10 protein-coding genes, 1 tRNA gene and 1 other RNA gene are annotated in these 15,250 nt (G+C 67.6%); 10 read left to right on the top strand and 2 right to left on the bottom strand.

Annotation, left to right across the window (positions count from 1 at the left end; translation table 11 throughout):
- Positions 1-82 precede the first annotated feature (82 nt).
- Positions 83-2,590, top strand: coding sequence for a serine/threonine-protein kinase (locus BKH20_RS10530; RefSeq protein ID WP_075391023.1), 2,508 nt, complete (start codon positions 83-85; stop codon positions 2,588-2,590).
- Positions 2,591-2,688: 98 nt separating this feature from the next.
- Here BKH20_RS10530 and BKH20_RS10535 read toward each other — a convergent pair whose 3' ends face one another.
- The gene (locus BKH20_RS10535) at positions 2,689-5,379 is read right to left on the bottom strand and encodes an ATP-binding cassette domain-containing protein (RefSeq protein ID WP_075391024.1); all 2,691 of its coding nucleotides are present in this window, start codon (positions 5,377-5,379) and stop codon (positions 2,689-2,691) included.
- Positions 5,380-5,776: 397 nt separating this feature from the next.
- On the opposite strand from BKH20_RS10535, the gene BKH20_RS10540 reads away from it, so the two are divergent.
- The 4 genes from BKH20_RS10540 (at position 5,777) to BKH20_RS10555 (ending at position 10,118) form a co-directional block, all read left to right on the top strand.
- Positions 5,777-5,849: transfer RNA gene (locus BKH20_RS10540), tRNA-Arg, on the top strand.
- Positions 5,850-6,156: 307 nt separating this feature from the next.
- Positions 6,157-7,758 (top strand): GTPase domain-containing protein, encoded by a 1,602-nt coding sequence (locus tag BKH20_RS10545; RefSeq protein ID WP_075391025.1) that lies wholly within the window; start codon positions 6,157-6,159, stop codon positions 7,756-7,758.
- Complete coding sequence (locus tag BKH20_RS10550; RefSeq protein WP_070661718.1) at positions 7,755-9,254, top strand: GTPase; 1,500 nt, start codon at positions 7,755-7,757, stop codon at positions 9,252-9,254. The genes BKH20_RS10545 and BKH20_RS10550 overlap by 4 nt, the downstream gene beginning before the upstream one ends.
- A 168-nt stretch (positions 9,255-9,422) precedes the next feature.
- Complete coding sequence (locus BKH20_RS10555; RefSeq protein WP_075391026.1) at positions 9,423-10,118, top strand: single-stranded DNA-binding protein; 696 nt, start codon at positions 9,423-9,425, stop codon at positions 10,116-10,118.
- On the opposite strand, the gene BKH20_RS10560 is transcribed toward BKH20_RS10555, so the two are convergent.
- The gene (locus BKH20_RS10560) at positions 10,111-10,671 is read right to left on the bottom strand and encodes a TY-Chap domain-containing protein (protein ID WP_070661712.1); all 561 of its coding nucleotides are present in this window, start codon (positions 10,669-10,671) and stop codon (positions 10,111-10,113) included. The genes BKH20_RS10555 and BKH20_RS10560 overlap by 8 nt on opposite strands.
- A gap of 215 nt (positions 10,672-10,886) precedes the next feature.
- On the opposite strand from BKH20_RS10560, the gene ftsE reads away from it, so the two are divergent.
- The 5 genes from ftsE (at position 10,887) to ssrA (ending at position 15,056) form a co-directional block, all read left to right on the top strand.
- Positions 10,887-11,576 carry a cell division ATP-binding protein FtsE gene (gene ftsE, locus BKH20_RS10565; RefSeq protein ID WP_004565300.1) on the top strand — a complete coding sequence of 230 codons (690 nt, stop codon included), beginning with the start codon at positions 10,887-10,889 and terminating at the stop codon, positions 11,574-11,576.
- A gap of 12 nt (positions 11,577-11,588) precedes the next feature.
- A complete protein-coding gene (gene ftsX / locus BKH20_RS10570; protein ID WP_075391027.1) occupies positions 11,589-12,506 on the top strand; it encodes a permease-like cell division protein FtsX in 918 nt (305 codons plus the stop codon).
- Positions 12,507-12,512: 6 nt separating this feature from the next.
- Complete coding sequence (locus tag BKH20_RS10575; protein ID WP_075391028.1) at positions 12,513-13,829, top strand: peptidoglycan DD-metalloendopeptidase family protein; 1,317 nt, start codon at positions 12,513-12,515, stop codon at positions 13,827-13,829.
- Between the two features lie 155 nt (positions 13,830-13,984).
- Entirely contained in the window at positions 13,985-14,536 is a 552-nt protein-coding gene (gene smpB / locus BKH20_RS10580; RefSeq protein ID WP_075391029.1) for an SsrA-binding protein SmpB, read from the top strand.
- Between the two features lie 149 nt (positions 14,537-14,685).
- Positions 14,686-15,056: a transfer-messenger RNA gene (gene ssrA, locus BKH20_RS10585) on the top strand.
- Positions 15,057-15,250 lie beyond the last annotated feature (194 nt).

Here is a 15,250-nt window from a genome sequence, read left to right on the forward strand (position 1 = left end):
CCTGGCGGAGCGGTCCGGTGGTGCGAAGATCGCGATAAGGTCTCCATGAAGTCTGGCCGCCCTTGAGCAACACGGAGCACTCATGTCCCACAGCCCCGATCCCCGTCACCTCGGAAGCTCCTACATCATGGAGACCCGGATCGGTGCGGGTGCCCAGGGAGAGGTCTGGCGCGGTCGGCGTACCGACTCCCGTGAGACCCTGGCCTTCAAGGTTCTGCGTGCGGACCTGGTGGAGAATCCCGACGTCGTGGAGCGCTTCATCAAGGAGCGCTCCACTCTGCTGCGGGTGCGCAGCCCCTATGTCGTTGCCATTCGTGACGTCGTCATCGAGGGGTCCACCTTCGCGATCGTCATGGACTATGTCAACGGCGGTGACCTGCGAGATCTGCTGAGGGTACACGGCTGCCTGCCGCCTGCGCAGGTGGCGTCCCTGGGGACGCGTATCGCTCAGGGACTGTCCTCGGTCCATCAGGTCGGTGTGATCCACCGGGACATCAAACCCGCCAACGTCCTGCTCAGCTCCCGTCCCAGCCGGGGCGGCGACCCGGCTGAGACGGTCGTCGTTGGTGTCGCGCCGGGAGGGGAGGTGCCCGAGACTGTTGTGCCCCGACTGGCGGACTTCGGGGTGGCGCGCATCTGCGACACCTTCTCCGCCTCCCACATCACGGGGGCCATCGGTACACCGCTGTACATGGCGCCGGAGATCCTGTCGCTGCAGGCCCCGACCTCCGCCGCCGACATCTACTCACTGGGCATCATGCTCTACGAGATGGTGTGCGGGACGACGCCGTTCGTGGGGGAACCCGCTCAGCTGCTCAGCCAGCACGCCCGACGTGATGCGGGCCGGCCCCAGGGAGTGCCCGACCCGTTGTGGGAGCTCATCGCCTCGATGATCTCCAAGCAGCCCGGCACGCGTCCTTCCATTGAGGACGTCGCCCAGCGTCTGGACGTCATGCAGTCCGCTCTGGCCGGTCTGCCGGCCGCACCGCGACTCGCCTCGCCCCCGCAGTCAACGGCCTCGCTCGTTCCCTATGACTGGGATGCCCTGCCTCCTGCGGCTCCCGCGGCTCCGCCGGCGACGCTGCCGAGTCCCTCGGCGATCTCGGCCACGATGCCCTTCGCCCCGGATGCGCCGACCCTGGTGGGCGGGCAGCAGTACGTCCCCGGCCCCGGACAGGCTCCCCTCAGCCCGGGAACGGTGGGGACCGCCGGCTTCGCGGTTCCTGAGATGTCGACCAACCCCGGTGTCTCCAGCCCCTCCGCGCCCGCCTTCTACAGGCAACAGGGCCCGCAGTACCCGGAGGCTGCGACGGGCGGACCGCAGACCGACGCGCGTCGGCGGTGGTGGCGGCGCCGGTGGGTGGCTGCGGCTGCCGTGATCACCGTCCTGGCAGTAGTGGGGGCGAGCGCGACCTGGTGGTACTTCTTCTCCGGAGCGGAGACCGGCAAAAGGTGGGCGGTGGACCTGCCTGCCGGCAATGGTGTCCGGGAGGAGCTGCGCTACTCGGATGTCTCCGACCCCGTCATGTCCGCAGACGGGACCACGATGGCCTTCAGGCACGACAGCAAGACGCACCTGGTGGATCTCACGAAGAGCACGACGACACCGGTGTGGAGCGGTGAGTGCGACAAGACCCGCCCCTGGGTCGGTGGCTCGATGCTCTGCACCCAGAACAGTGACGAGTCCACGGTGATCGGGGCTGCGGGCAAGACCTCCAAGGCGCCTTTCTCCAAGGGCTCCTTCTACATCGGTGCGACACCCGACCTCGGCATCGTGTCCGACAAGGGGGAGTCCTCCGACGGAGGCTCCATGAAGGCCTACGACGCATCCGGCAAGGAGAAGTGGACCGCTTCAGGTCAGTACGAGGCAGGCCGGGTCGCTCACGGTTTCATCCTCGCCTACGAGAACAAGTCGCGGCAGTTCCAGGTGCTGTCCGCCAAGAACGGCGAGGTGCTCGTCTCCGAGCCCGGCAAGCAGCAGGGCTCGGACTTCGATGAGGACACTCGGTTCCCCGGTGGATTCAACATCGAGTCCGGGCCGGAGGCCTTCTCGAGAGTGACGTCCTCGGGTGCCACCATCTACAAGGCCAACGGCAGCGAGGCGGCAACCGTCTCGGGGAAGTTCTCGGAGAAGCACTGGTGGGCCGCGTCAGCACCACTGGATGCCTCGTCACTGAAAGACGCCTACTCCTCCTTGGCGAAGGCATCGTCCTCGACCACCCCGGTCATCGGTTCCGACGGCACGGTCAACGTCGTCGTCGACGCCAGTGCCTGCACGGCCAAGGTCGGCAACAAGCAGCTCGCGCTGCCCGAGTTCTCGCGTTCCGATGGTTGTCACATCAGATCCATTGGGCTGCTCCGTGACGGACAGGTGCTGATGGAGGTCGGGAAGTACAGCTTCTTGGGTAGTGATCCGGGGAACCTGGTCGTCGCCGTGTCCCCGGATACGGGCAAGGTCGGCTGGAAGACCCCCGGCGCCTACGGTGGCACCGTTGTTCCCGCCAAGGGCCAGAGCGACGCCCGCCTCCTGGTCGTACAGGGCTCCTCTTTCAACTTTGACCTGGTGGTCTCCCGCATCACCAGCAAGTAGGAGCACCTGCGATACACGGCCGATACGTGGCGCCGGGGTGCCGACCAGCTCTGTGGTCGGCACCCCGGCGCTCATGTCGGGAGGGCTTGAGAAGGGGATCAGCGACGCCCGCGGCGGGCCAGGGCGACGTAGCACACCACCATGCAGGCCAGGCCGATGGCTGAGAGCATGCCGTAGTCCGTCAGCCACTGCGCGGTCTCGTGCTTCCACAGCGCGTCGTCACGGTTGGGCAGGATGGCGAGCATCTCCAACGTGGAGGAGGCCATGGCGTAACCCCATCGCGATGGCATGAACCAGGCGAGCTGCTCGAAGACCGCCCGTCCCGCGATCGGGATGATGCCGCCGGACAGGACCAGCTGGGCCATGATGGAGACCACCAGGACCGGCATGACCTGCTCGGAGGAGGAGACCATCGCGGAGACGGCCAGCCCCAGGAGCCCGGAGACGAAGGCGACGGCCCAGCAGCAGAAGGCCAGCTCCAGCCCCGGCCACCCCTCCAGGATGACGGCATCTGAGGGGCCCTTGTTGAGGGCCAGGGCGATGCCCACCATCAGTGCGGTCTGAATGGTGGTGATGAGCGCCAGGATGGTCGCCTTGGAGAACAGGTAGGCGCCGGATCTCAGACCGACGGCCTTCTCCCGCAGGAAGACGTCCCGCTCCCCAATGAGGTCACGGATGGTCGCCGACATCCCGGAGAACGCCGCCCCGGTGATGAGAATGACCAACAGCTGCAGGGCCTGGCTGGAGTACTTGATGATCGGGGGAGTGGGGTTCTCCGGCGTCGGGGGAGTGGGCTCCGGGTAGTGGGGGACCGCGAAACCGTCGCTGCCCTCGATCGCCTTGGTCAGCAGTCCCATGATGATGGGCAGTAACAGCATGAAGGCGAGGTAGGACGGGTCGGCCGCCACGATCCGCAGCTGGCGCCGCACGAGGGTCGAGACCTGCCTGAGCACGGACTGCTGCTTGGGCGGCTTCTCCTGCGTCGCCGGCCCGGCGGCCGCTGCGGGAGCCCCTCCGCGCCGCGTCGAGGGCACCGTGGCCTCCATGTACTGACGCAGCTCCGCGGTGTGGTTGCGGATGAGGGCGTAGACGTCGGCGTAGCCGTCCACGGCGGGCGGGTCGGGCAGAGTGCCCTTCGGCGTGTTGAGCAGCAGACGGCCCTGGGAGGCGATCTCGTTGAGCCTCTGGCGGAAGTAGGGGAGCACCTCGCGGGGGGCGCCGTAGTAGACGGGCTTGCCGCCCGCAGCCAGGATGAGGACCTTGTCCGCGCGGTCGATGTGGTTCTCATTGTGGGTGACGACGACGACCGTGCGGCCGCTGTCACCAGGACGTGTCCCGTGAGCCAGGGATGCCAGCAGGTCCATGACGTCACGGTCCAGCTGGGGGTCCAGACCGGAGGTGGGCTCGTCGAGGAACAGGAGGCTGGGGCGTGTCAGCAGCTCGATGGCGGTGGAGACCCGCTTGCGCTGTCCTCCGGAGAGCTTCTTGACCCGCTTGTCCACATGCGCGGTCAGGTCGAGATCCTCCAGGACCTCGGCGATGCGCTGGCGCCGCTCGGCCTTGGACACGTCCTTGGCGAAGCGCAGCTCAGCGGCGTACTCGAGGGTCTTGCGGACAGTGAGGGCTGAGTGAATGACGTCGCTCTGGGGGACCACGCCGATCTTGTTGCGCATGACCGGGTAGTGCTCGTACACGTCCAGCCCGTTGAAGAGCACCTGGCCCTCCTGGGCCTTCTGCTCACCGGTGAGGGCCTTGAGCAGTGTCGACTTCCCGGCTCCCGACGGGCCGACGACGGCCAGCAGCTCATTGCCCGGCAGGGAGAAGGAGATGCCGTCAAGCAGCGTCATGCTGCCGTTGTTGACGCGGAAGGTCAGGTCCTTACCCACCAGCTCGCCGCCGGCTCCGCCCGCAACCTGGACCTCGCACAGACCGTCCGGGCTCAGGGCGATGAATGTGGAGCCCAGCCCCAGAAGCACGGGCTGGGTGACCTGGACCTGTGACACGCGCTGCCCAGCGACATACAGGCCGTTGGTGGAGCCCAGATCGGTGACGACCATTCCGTTGGGGGAGACGTCGATACGGGCATGGTGCTTGGAGATGAGCGGGTCATCCAGAACCAGGGTGTTGTCGGGCGCGCGCCCGATGGTGCCCGAGGAGGTGACGCGGAAGGACTTGAGCGTGTGCCGCGAGGTGGGGAAGGCGCCCGAGCTCGCTGAGCTCGATGAGGGCGGCGCCGGGCGGCCCGGGGGTGCCACGTAGGTGGCTGCTGAGGACGCTGATGCCATGGCCTGGGGAACGGGCGCGGCCTGCGCCGAGAGGGCTGCGGCCGAGGACTGGCCGGCAGGGCGCTGGAGGAGGGGAGCGGCTTGCGGGGCGGAGGCCGCACTCGGCTGCGATGGGATGAAGGGGGCGCTCGGCGCGGATGGCACGGGCCGGCCCATCGGCTGGGACTGGATGGGGGCGCCGGTCTGAGGCACGCTGCCGGAGACGACCGGAGTGAGCCCCAGCGCAGGCCCGGAGGCGTCGCCCAGCTGGATACGAGTGCCTTGAGTCACGAGTGCCTCGCGCGTCACGGCCCCGTTGACGAGCATGCCGTTACGTCCCTGGCACCTCACCGCCCACCCGGCCGGGGTGGGGGTCACCTGGAGGTGGGTGCGGGAGACCAGGGGGTGGACGATCTGAACATCGCTGTCCGGTGAGCGTCCCACGGTGAAAGGCGCGGTGAAGGTGTGGGGCTCCAGTGATGCCTGGGCAGAGAGGGAGCGCACGATGAGTGCGGGAGTGGGCAAGGGGCGGTCCTTCCGGAGGAGTGGGATGGGGCTTCCGGCCACGATACTGGTGTTTCGGCGTCGTCGCTAAGAGTGAGGACTCCCCGGCGTGAGGTTGGATACATGCCGATGGCGTCGTCGGGGCGGGTACGGGGACCTCCGAGGTGTCGATCGAACCGGTCACAGGGTCGTTGCAGTGCGATCACGGTCGTATTGCGGCGCGGGCGCTGAGTGGCGTGAGGGATGACCGTTGTGGCTTTGCAGAACCGATCGGCCGTTCGGATCGATGCACGCTCGTCATGGCGGCGTGATCTTCTCGAGATCGTCTTCTGGTGCTGACAGCAGCGCTGGGGCGCCCCTCTCATCGGGGGCGGGGCCGCCGGGTTGATGGCGTAGGCTGGTGAGGCGCTTCGCGCACGCCTCCGTAGCTCAATGGATAGAGCATCGGCCTTCTAATCCGCAGGTTGCCGGTTCGAGTCCGGCCGGGGGCACTGGCTGTCGAGACCGAGAAGGTTGATATTCCGCGGACTATCGACCGTTCGGGTCGCCGGATCGCAGGGACTGAGGCGACGATGTCGCACTCATCGCCACCGGCTTTATCCGGCTTGGACGCCGCAGTCGGAGGCTGAGTTCCGGGCACGCCTGAGGGGCGGATTCTCTTCTCGTGCGAGATTCGGTGCGCGCTCTCAGCGGTCACAGCGGGGTGACAGGAGACTCTCACTGGGCTTGCGACACATGTGGTGTGAACTGTCGAGATCAATCGTCGACTCCGCTGCGCTGTGCTCATAGTGTTGGCACATGCCCGCTCCTGTCCCCTCGCGCCACTCCCAGGACGACGCCCCCGTCTCCGCCCTGAGTCGCGCTCAGCTCCTCGATGTCCTGTCCGACCTGGTCCGGGATCTCGAGCGCCTCGACCTGGCTCTGAGTGCCGACGGCATCGAGGCTGCCCGCACGTTGCGCGACGGTCTCATCGGGCAGGTCCGTGACCAGGTCATTCCTCGCCTCCAGGATGCCGACATCCCATCCATCGTGGTGATCGGCGGATCGACGGGTGCCGGGAAGTCCACGCTCGTCAACTCCGTGCTCGGTCAGGAGGTCTCAGTTGCCGGCGTGCTCAGGCCCACCACTCGAACTCCGGTGCTGGTGGCCAATCCTGAGGATATGGGCTCACTGTCCGAGCACCCTCTGACCCAGGTGTGCCGGCAGGAGGTCTCCGCTGCCATTCCGGCCGGCCTGGCCCTGATCGATGCCTCGGACCTGGACTCCGTGCACGAGGCCAACCGCGCCCTGGCCGGCAGGCTGCTGGAGGCGGCCGATCTGTGGCTCTTCGTCACCACCGCGGCGCGTTACGGCGATCAGACACCGTGGACGACGCTGGAGGAGGCCGCACGCCGTGAGACCCCCATCGGCGTGGTTCTCAACCGGGTGCCGGCGAGGATTCTGCCCGAGGTGCGTCGGGATCTCATCACCCGCCTGCAGGGGCTGGGACTGTCGGAGGCGCCCTTCTTCGTCGTCCCGGACGCCGGGCCGCACGAGGGGCTCCTGTCGGGTGACGGCGTCAGCGAGCTGCGCGACTGGCTGCAGCTCCTTGCCGGGCGTCACCGCGCAGCCGGTCTCGTGCGTCGTACCGGCAGAGGGGTGTGGAGCACACTGCGCGCCGACCTGGAGCGCCTGGCCGACGACGTCGACGCCCAGGACGCGGTGGCCCAGGAGCTGGAGAGGACGTGCCAGGAGCTGAGGGAGACCGCCATCGAGACCATGAGCGCCGACATCAGGGCCGGCGTTGCAGGCCAGGGCGCCACCGCCACCCGGTGGATCACCCTGGCCTCCTCCGGAGGTCCGCTGGCCTCGCTGGCCCAGGGGGGCAAGTTGCGCAGAGGGTTCCTGGGACGGGCGGACAAGGCCCGCGCCGAGGGGCTCTCCCAGCTGGCCAACGACGCCCGCCAGGCCCTGGCCAACCAGCTTCAGGCCGCTATCGTCGCCTTGAACGCCGAGGCTCGAAGGGCCTGGGCCGAGGCGGGGGCAGAGGAACGTGCGCACAGGATCCTGGGGCAGGGTGATGACGCGGCCGCGACCATTGAGGCCTGGGTCGGCTACCTGGAGGCCAATATCGAGAGCCCGCAGGACATCCGTAGACTGAGCCCCGGCAGTGTCATCGACCTCCTCATCTCCGCCGCAGCCGGCGTTGACGGGGCTGTTTCAGCCGCCAGACGCCTGGGACTGGAGGAGCAGACCGCTCAGGCCAGCGCCCTCCTGGTGGAAGCGGTCACGGAGGCGCTGACTGCCACAGTCCCCAAGGGGGCGGCCACCTCGCTCGCCCCCGCCCCCGGGTTCGCCGCTGCGCTGCGTCTGCGCTCGGGCGAGCTCAAGCCCTTCACCCGTCCCGGAGCCACAGCATGAGCCATTCCGAATCCGTCCCCTCCACCTCGGCGCACAGAGGTTTCGAGGTGCTCGACGCCGAGCACCTCGATGCCCGTCTGAATGCGGTTCGAGAAGCCCTGCGCCTGTGCCCCACGGAGGTTCCGGCCTCCCTGTCGATCCCTGCCCACAAGGCGCTCGATGCCGTGGCCCAGCGTCTGGCGCTGGGAGTGGATCACACCGTCGTGGCGCTCTTCGGGGGCACCGGTTCGGGCAAGTCGTCGCTGTTCAACGCCTTGACCCAGCTGAACTTCGCAGATGTCGGCGCGCGTCGTCCCACGACGTCGCGGGCCGCCGCCTGCTCCTGGGGTGACGACGCCGGCCCGCTCCTGGACTTCCTCGGGGTCTCCTCGGAACGGCGCATCCGGAGGGACTCGATTCTCGACGCCGAGGACCAGGGCTCCATGTCCGGCCTGGTCCTGCTCGACGTTCCCGACTACGACTCAGTGACGACCGAGCATTCCCTGCAAGTGGATCGCCTCGTCCCGTTGGCCGACATCCTCGTGTGGGTGGTTGATCCTCAGAAGTACGCCGACGCGGCCCTGCACGACGGTTACCTGCGCGGACTGGGTGCCCGTCAGGAGGACATGCTCGTCCTGGTCAACCAGGTGGACACCCTTCCGGAGAGCGGCTTGGCGAGTCTGCTGGACGACGTCGGGTCTCTTCTCAAGGACGACGGGCTCAGTCGGGTTCAGGTGCTCCCGGTCTCGGCCGTGCGCGGAGACAACCTCGACGTCGTGCGCAGCATGTTGCGCCAGCGCGTCGCACGGGAGTCCAACGCGGCACGCACGGCCTCGGCCGAGCTTGACGCGATCACGCGTCGTCTGCGTCCCACGGTGGCCCGCAACAAGGTGGAGCTCAATGCCGAGCTCACCGAGGAGACCACCAAGGTGCTGCTGCAGGCTTCTGGCGCCCAGGCAGTGGAGGACTCGGTGAGAGCCGGGCTGTCCAGGGTGCTGCCCAGGGCCCTGGCCCGTCCCGAACCGCCCTCGCGCACCGCAGTGTCCTCGGCCCACTCCACATGGGTCCACCGCACTTCACAGGGGCTGCCGCCCACGTGGGCCCGGAGTCTGGAGGCCGCCGTCGTCTCCCCGGAGACCTTGGCGGGGCAGACCGCCGAGGCGGTCGGTTCCGTGGCGCTGCCGGGGCACCGCCAGCCGCTGATCGACCTGCTGTGGTGGGGAGGCCTGCTCATGGTGCTCGGTGGGGTGTCGTGGCTGTCCGCCTCCGTGGTGCGAGAGGGGCTCGAGGTCCTGCACCGCAGTATCGAGATCGTCCCGGTCTGCTTCATCGCCGTCGGACTCATAGCGGTCCTGATCGCCACGGTGCGCCGGCGTAGCAGAGCGCGCCGCGAGGCGCAGCGCTATGGGCAACGGGTGCGTGCCCGCCTGGAGTCCGTGGTTGAGCGGGGACTGAGCCGGCCGGCCGCCAAGGTTCTGGACAAGCACCGGGTGCTGCAATCGGCTCTGGGGCTCTAACCCCGTCTGTGCAAGGCCACCGCGTGGCCACAGCCCTCAGCCTGCCCTCCGGGCAGAGTCATGTGGGGAGTGAGCCTGGGTCCGGCTGGGCACCTGAGGGGCGGGCCGAGCACCGTTGTGGTGCAGGGGCGGCAGAGGGCCGCCCGCCCACAACCAAGGAGCCCCCTCATGACTCGTCAGCTCGACCTCACCGTTCAGGGCGTCGTCGGAACCAGTCCGGTCCTGTCCCGTGTCGGGGACAGTGCCCGTCCCTACTGTCGTTTCCGCGTCGCCGTCACCCCGACCTACCGCACTGAGCAGGGCTGGAACAATGCCGAGACGATCTGGTTCACCGCCAAGGCATGGGGGCAGCTCGCCGCCAATCTGAGTCACTCCCTGCGTAAAGGGGACGCGGTCCTGCTCACCGGACGTTTCTCCCAGGAGTCCTGGGAGAGCAACGGCAGGAAGCACGAGACCAACGTCATCACGCTTCAGGCCGCCGGTCACGACCTGACCAGAGGGGAGTCCCGCTTCGCGCGCGTGAAAGCCGTGGAGTCGGCGCCTTCGGCCTCCTCGGGCGGTGGAACCGGTGATGTCGAGCCCGAGCCCGGTGGCGACGAGCACGTCTCATCGGATCACTGGGAGGTTGAGGCGGCGGCCTCAGGTGCCCCGGCTTCACCGGTCCCGGGGCCCGCAGCCCCCCAGGAGTCCTCAGAGTCCACTGAGCCCACCGGGTTCGGCGGGTCCGGCGCGACGCACGCAGAGAGCTCCGAGTCCTTCGTCGTCGATCCGGCCAGCGTGCGCACCGAGGGCCAGACCGGGGAGCCGTGGCCCGCCTACGAGCTCACCGATGATCTCGTCGAGCAGGCCGTAGGGGTCAGCTGATGTCGGAGTGCGCGCGCAGGAGGTAGTCGAGGTCTGCGGGATGGGCGACCTCGAGCACCTCGATGAGGATGCGGGTCACCAGGTCGGCGGTCTCGTCCGCGTCGGACAGCAGCCTGGCGAAGACATGATGGCTCTCCTGCCAGCCGATCGCCCCCAGGATCCTGCGCTCGGTGGGGCCGAGCAGCACCCGTCCCTGCGCATCGAGCTCAGGCAGCGAGACCTCGATGCCGTCGGAGCGTCCGACGAGGACCACACCCGGCAGGTCCGGGGAGGGAACGGGGGGAGTGATCAGGGACAGTCTTGCCAGCAGCTGCGACCAGCGCCCCTGGGGAGCCAGCTCCTCGGGCTTGACCATGGGGACCGGGGCAGTCAGCAGCAGGGTCCCGCCGGACGGGTCAATGGTGGCCTCGACGGATTCTCCCCGCTGCGCGGACGGCCTGCACACCTCGTCGAGGAACCGGGCCAGCGACGAGGTGAAGCCCGCCCAGGAACCCAGGTCGACGCGATCCTCGAAGGCACGTGACAGCGCGGGCGATAGGGGGGTCTCACTCATGCTCCCAAGCCTAGGGCGCGTTGCCGGTCAGTGGATGGAGCTTGGTGCTCTCGAGTTCTGTGATCACAGGAGGATCACACCGCGTCCCGGCCATCACAAGCCACATCGACGCTGGGCGTGTCACGGCGGAAAAATGGCGTGTCGACGCATACGGTGGCCACAACGCCATGAACCCGAGTGCCGTGCTCGGGGCGCAGCAGGGGAGCAACGAGCAGATGATCCGCTTCAACCACGTCTCGAAGGTCTATGACCGGGGGATGCGTCCGGCGCTCGACGACGTCGACATCAAGATCAATCGTGACGAGTTCGTGTTCCTTGTCGGCGCCTCGGGATCGGGCAAGTCGACCTTCCTGCGGCTGGTCATCCGGGAGGAACGTCCCACCAAGGGACGCATCCACGTGCTGGGTCGTGACCTGTCAAAGATCTCCTCGTGGAAGGTGCCTCAGCTGCGGCAGGAGATCGGCTTCGTCTTCCAGGACTTCCGGCTCCTGGAGAACAAGACCGTCCTGGAGAACGTGGCGCTGGCCTCCCAGGTGATCGGTAAGCCGCGCCACTACATTCTCTCCGCTGTGCCCGAGGCCCTTGACCTGGTGGGGCTGGCGGGCAAGGAGAGGCGTCTGCCGCACGAGCTCTCCGGGGGTGAGCAGCAGCGCGTGGCGATCGCCCGCGCCATGGTCAACCGGCCCAAGCTCCTCCTGGCCGATGAGCCCACCGGGAACCTGGACCCCTCGACGTCGGTCGGCATCATGCGTCTGCTCGACCGCATCAACCGGCAGGGGACCACGGTCGTCATGGCGACTCACGACGACGAGATCGTCGACCAGATGCGTAAACGCGTCATCGAGCTCAAGGGCGGCGAGGTCGTGCGCGACCAGGACCGCGGCGTCTACGGCTCGGACCGCTGAAGGAGAAGAACTGTGAGACTGCGTTTCGTCCTGTCGGAGACCGCCAAGGGCATGTACCGGAACCTGGCGATGACGGTGTCGGTGATTCTCGTCGCCTTCGTGTCGCTGCTCTTCGTCGGGGCCTCGTCGCTGCTGCAGAGCCAGATCTCGACCATGAAGGGCGACTGGTACGACAAGGTCGAGGTCTCGGTCTACATGTGCCCCAAGTCGTCGGCCTCCTCCAACTGCGCCAACGGCGAGGCCACCGCCGCCCAGATCAGCGAGGTCGAGAACCTCATCACCAGCGGCGCCCCCTCCGGCTACGTCAAGTCCTACCAGATGGAGACCAAGGCCCAGGCCTACCAGAACTTCATGAAGGCCTACGCCAAGTCCGCCGTCGGGAGGAACGCGACGGAGGACATGATGCCCGTGTCCTTCCGCATCAAGCTCAAGGACGCCGAGAACTACAAGCTGGTGGCCGAGCAGTTCGAGGGGCACAGCGGCGTGGAGCGGGTGGTCGACCAGCGCTCCACCTTGGAGCCCCTCTTCCTCGTGATGAACCGGGCCTCCTGGATCACGGGAGGGCTGGCGACCATCATGGCGGTGGCCGCGGTGCTGCTCATCTCGACGACCATCAGGCTGTCGGCCATGTCCCGTTCCCGACAGACCGGGATCATGCGCCTGGTGGGGGCCTCGAACCTCTTCATCCAGCTGCCCTTCATCCTCGAAGGAGTCATCGCCGCCCTCACCGGGGCGATTCTCGCCGTGGCCACGCTGTGGCTGGGAGTGCGCTACGTCGTGGAGGGGTGGCTCGCCTCATCCATCTCCTTCACGAGCGCCTTCATCAGCACCAGGGATGTCCTCCTCCTGTCGCCCTGGCTGATTCTGGCGGCCGTCGCCCTGGCCGCGGTCTCCTCCGCCTTGTCCCTGTCCAAGTACACGAGGATCTGATCTCACATGCTGTCTCGTCTGTTCCTGCGCCGCTCACGCCGGCGTGCCGCAGTCTGCGCCCTGGCCGCCGCCAGCCTCGTCTTCTTCTACTCCGGGGACATCTCCCTGGCCGATGAGCGGGACGACGCCGTCGCCAAGCAGGATGAGGCGCAGCGCAAGCAGCAGCAGGTGATCTCCTCGCTGGAGGGGGTCAGCGCCGATCTGGGGCAGGCCTACATCTCGCTTCAGAACGCCCAGGCCTCCTTGAGTACCGCGGAGACACAGCTGACCACCGCTGAGACGACTCTGGCCGCCAAGGAGAGGGAGCAGCAGATCGCCAGTGACCGCCTGACCACGGCGCAGAACAGCCTTGAGACGGTCAAGAAGGAGTCCGAGGCATCCAAGAAGACGGCCGAGGAGACCTCCGGCTCCGTGGCTGAGATCGTCGTGTCCACCTATCAGGGGGACAACTCGGTGACCTCCTGGAGCTATGTCCTCGCCTCCCAGGACGTCGAGGAGCTCAGCCAGCGAGCCTCAGCGGTTGAGATCGGCTCAGGGGTCCAGGAGGCGGTACTGTCCGCCGCCGAGGTCGAGCGCGCTCAGAACGCCAACCGTGAGGCCAGGCAGAATGCTGCCACCACGCGAGTCAGCACGCTCAAGACCGAGGCCGACACCGCCGAGGCGAACGCCAAGGCGGCCCGGGACGCGGCCAAGACCAAGCGGGACGAGGTCGCCAGGCTGGCCGCGCAGAAGAAGTCGGCCGCCGAGGCGTTGGAGAGCCGTAAGAGCGATCTGCAGTCCCAGCTCGACCAGGCCAACGCCGATGCCGCGGCCGCGGCATCGCGAGTCGCCCAGATCGACGCCGCCAACCAGGCTGCGGCCAGTGCCGGAACGATGCCCTCGGTCCCCGCGAGCTCGATCGGTGCCGACTCCCTGGGAAGCGGGTACATCGGTCACCCGATCACCGGCCCGCTCGAGGTGACCTCGCCCTTCGGGTACCGCGTCCATCCGGTCACCGGTGTCGCAACAGGGCACCAAGGGGTCGACTTTGCCGCGAGTGAGGGAACGCCCCAGTACGCGGCGGTCTCCGGAGTGGCCACCTACTGGAACTCCGAGTCCTGCGGCATCGGCATCGACATCAACGGTGGCATCATCGAAGGGCACTCCTACGTCATCACCCTGTGCCACCTCTCCTCGCGCAGCATTGCCGATGGTCAGCAGGTCAAGCGCGGCGACGTCGTCGGCGCGACGGGCTCAACCGGCTACGCGACCGGGGCGCACGTCCACTTCCAGGTGGCACAGGACGGGGTGTACATCGACCCGATGTCCCTGCCCGGCTTCTAGGCGAGTCCTTCTTGACTGGACCCGTAGACTCCTGTCCCTGCGCGTCGTCGTGTCACGCCACGATGCCCCGGTCGGGCTCGGCCCGCTCGGAGGAAGCTCCGGGTCGTTCTGACAGGGGAGCGCCAGCCATCCCGTACTCGTGAAAGGACAGGCCGATGACCCCTGCCTCCAAGTCTGCTCGGGCGTCCAAGCCGACGGCCGGACAGAAGGCGAAGGCCGCCTCCGACGCCCACAAGACGGTGGCCCGTAACCGCAAGGCGACTCACGACTACTTCATCGAGGACCGCTACGAGGCGGGACTGGTCCTCACCGGCACCGAGGTCAAGGCGCTGCGCATGGGGCGGGCCTCGCTGACCGAGGCCTGGATCGAGATCGACCGCCATGGCGAGGCCTGGCTCCAAGGGGCTCACATACCCGAGTACCTGCAGGGGACGTGGAACAACCACTCCCCGCGTCGCAAGCGCAAGCTGCTCCTGCACCGCAGCGAGCTGGAGCGCCTCGAGACCAGGGTGCAGGCCAAGGGCTACACGGTGGTCCCGCTGGAGCTGTACTTCATCGGGGGGCGCGCCAAGCTGGAGATCGCCCTGGCTCGGGGTAAGCAGGACTGGGACAAGCGCCAGGCGCTGCGTGAGGCGCAGGACAAGCGGGAGGCGGCCCGGGCCATGGCAGCCGCCAACCGGCGTCGGGGCCGAGACAAGCGGGAGTGAGGCTCCTTGAGTGTTTCTACCTGCTGACCGGCCGTGTGAGGCACGGGTCAGCGGCCTTCTGTGTTCTTGTCCCTGATTCTGCTAAAGTGGCCTGGCTCTGCTGAGAGCGCGTTCCAGGTCTCCTGCGGGAGTCCGGTGACACCTCCATAGGGGATGATCGGTTTCGACGACGGTCGTAGGTTCAGGAGAAGCGGGTCGAGGATGCGCAGTCATCTCGTCAACGCTCTGCGCGAACCAATAGGTGCCGATAACACTCGCACCGACTTCGCCCTCGCCGCCTGAGCGAGCCTCGAAGTCCGTCAGCCCGGGGAGCGCTTCCGCCCCGGTTCCTGGCGTCATCCAGGAAGCCACTGCTGAGAGCCCGTGTCGGTAGGGCTCTTGGGACTTTTCATCGACTGAGCCCGTCGGCGTCCTTGCTCGCGTGAGACGCCGGGGCTGAGAAAAACGCTAGCGAGCTGCACCCGGAGAAGTCCTGTTGTGCGGCCGTCGGACGGGGGTTCGATTCCCCCCATCTCCACAAATTCCCGAGTTTCCAACGAAAAGTGCCTGTGGTTGCCCGGTGAGGGTACGGGACGGGTATCGCGTTTGGGAACGCAGTACGGAGCCCCCACCACCCATCAAGGGTGGTGGGGGCTACGCTTTGTCCGGTTGTGACGGCGCTTCGGGCGCTGGGCCCTCCGTTGTTTGTCTCAGGTGAGGACTGCGAGGAGTGGG

The organism is Actinomyces oris, assembly GCF_001937445.1.
GTDB classification, from domain to species: Bacteria; Actinomycetota; Actinomycetes; order Actinomycetales; family Actinomycetaceae; genus Actinomyces; species Actinomyces acetigenes.

What these genes read in the sequence shown, in the direction of transcription:
- BKH20_RS10560 (WP_070661712.1), bottom strand. Translation starts at nt 10,671, where the DNA reads ATGAGTGAGACCCCCCTATCGCCCGCGCTGTCACGTGCCTTCGAGGAT.
- ftsE (WP_004565300.1), top strand. Translation starts at nt 10,887, where the DNA reads ATGATCCGCTTCAACCACGTCTCGAAGGTCTATGACCGGGGGATGCGT.
- BKH20_RS10575 (WP_075391028.1), top strand. Translation starts at nt 12,513, where the DNA reads ATGCTGTCTCGTCTGTTCCTGCGCCGCTCACGCCGGCGTGCCGCAGTC.
- BKH20_RS10530 (WP_075391023.1), top strand. Translation starts at nt 83, where the DNA reads ATGTCCCACAGCCCCGATCCCCGTCACCTCGGAAGCTCCTACATCATG.
- BKH20_RS10555 (WP_075391026.1), top strand. Translation starts at nt 9,423, where the DNA reads ATGACTCGTCAGCTCGACCTCACCGTTCAGGGCGTCGTCGGAACCAGT.
- BKH20_RS10550 (WP_070661718.1), top strand. Translation starts at nt 7,755, where the DNA reads ATGAGCCATTCCGAATCCGTCCCCTCCACCTCGGCGCACAGAGGTTTC.
- smpB (WP_075391029.1), top strand. Translation starts at nt 13,985, where the DNA reads ATGACCCCTGCCTCCAAGTCTGCTCGGGCGTCCAAGCCGACGGCCGGA.
- BKH20_RS10545 (WP_075391025.1), top strand. Translation starts at nt 6,157, where the DNA reads ATGCCCGCTCCTGTCCCCTCGCGCCACTCCCAGGACGACGCCCCCGTC.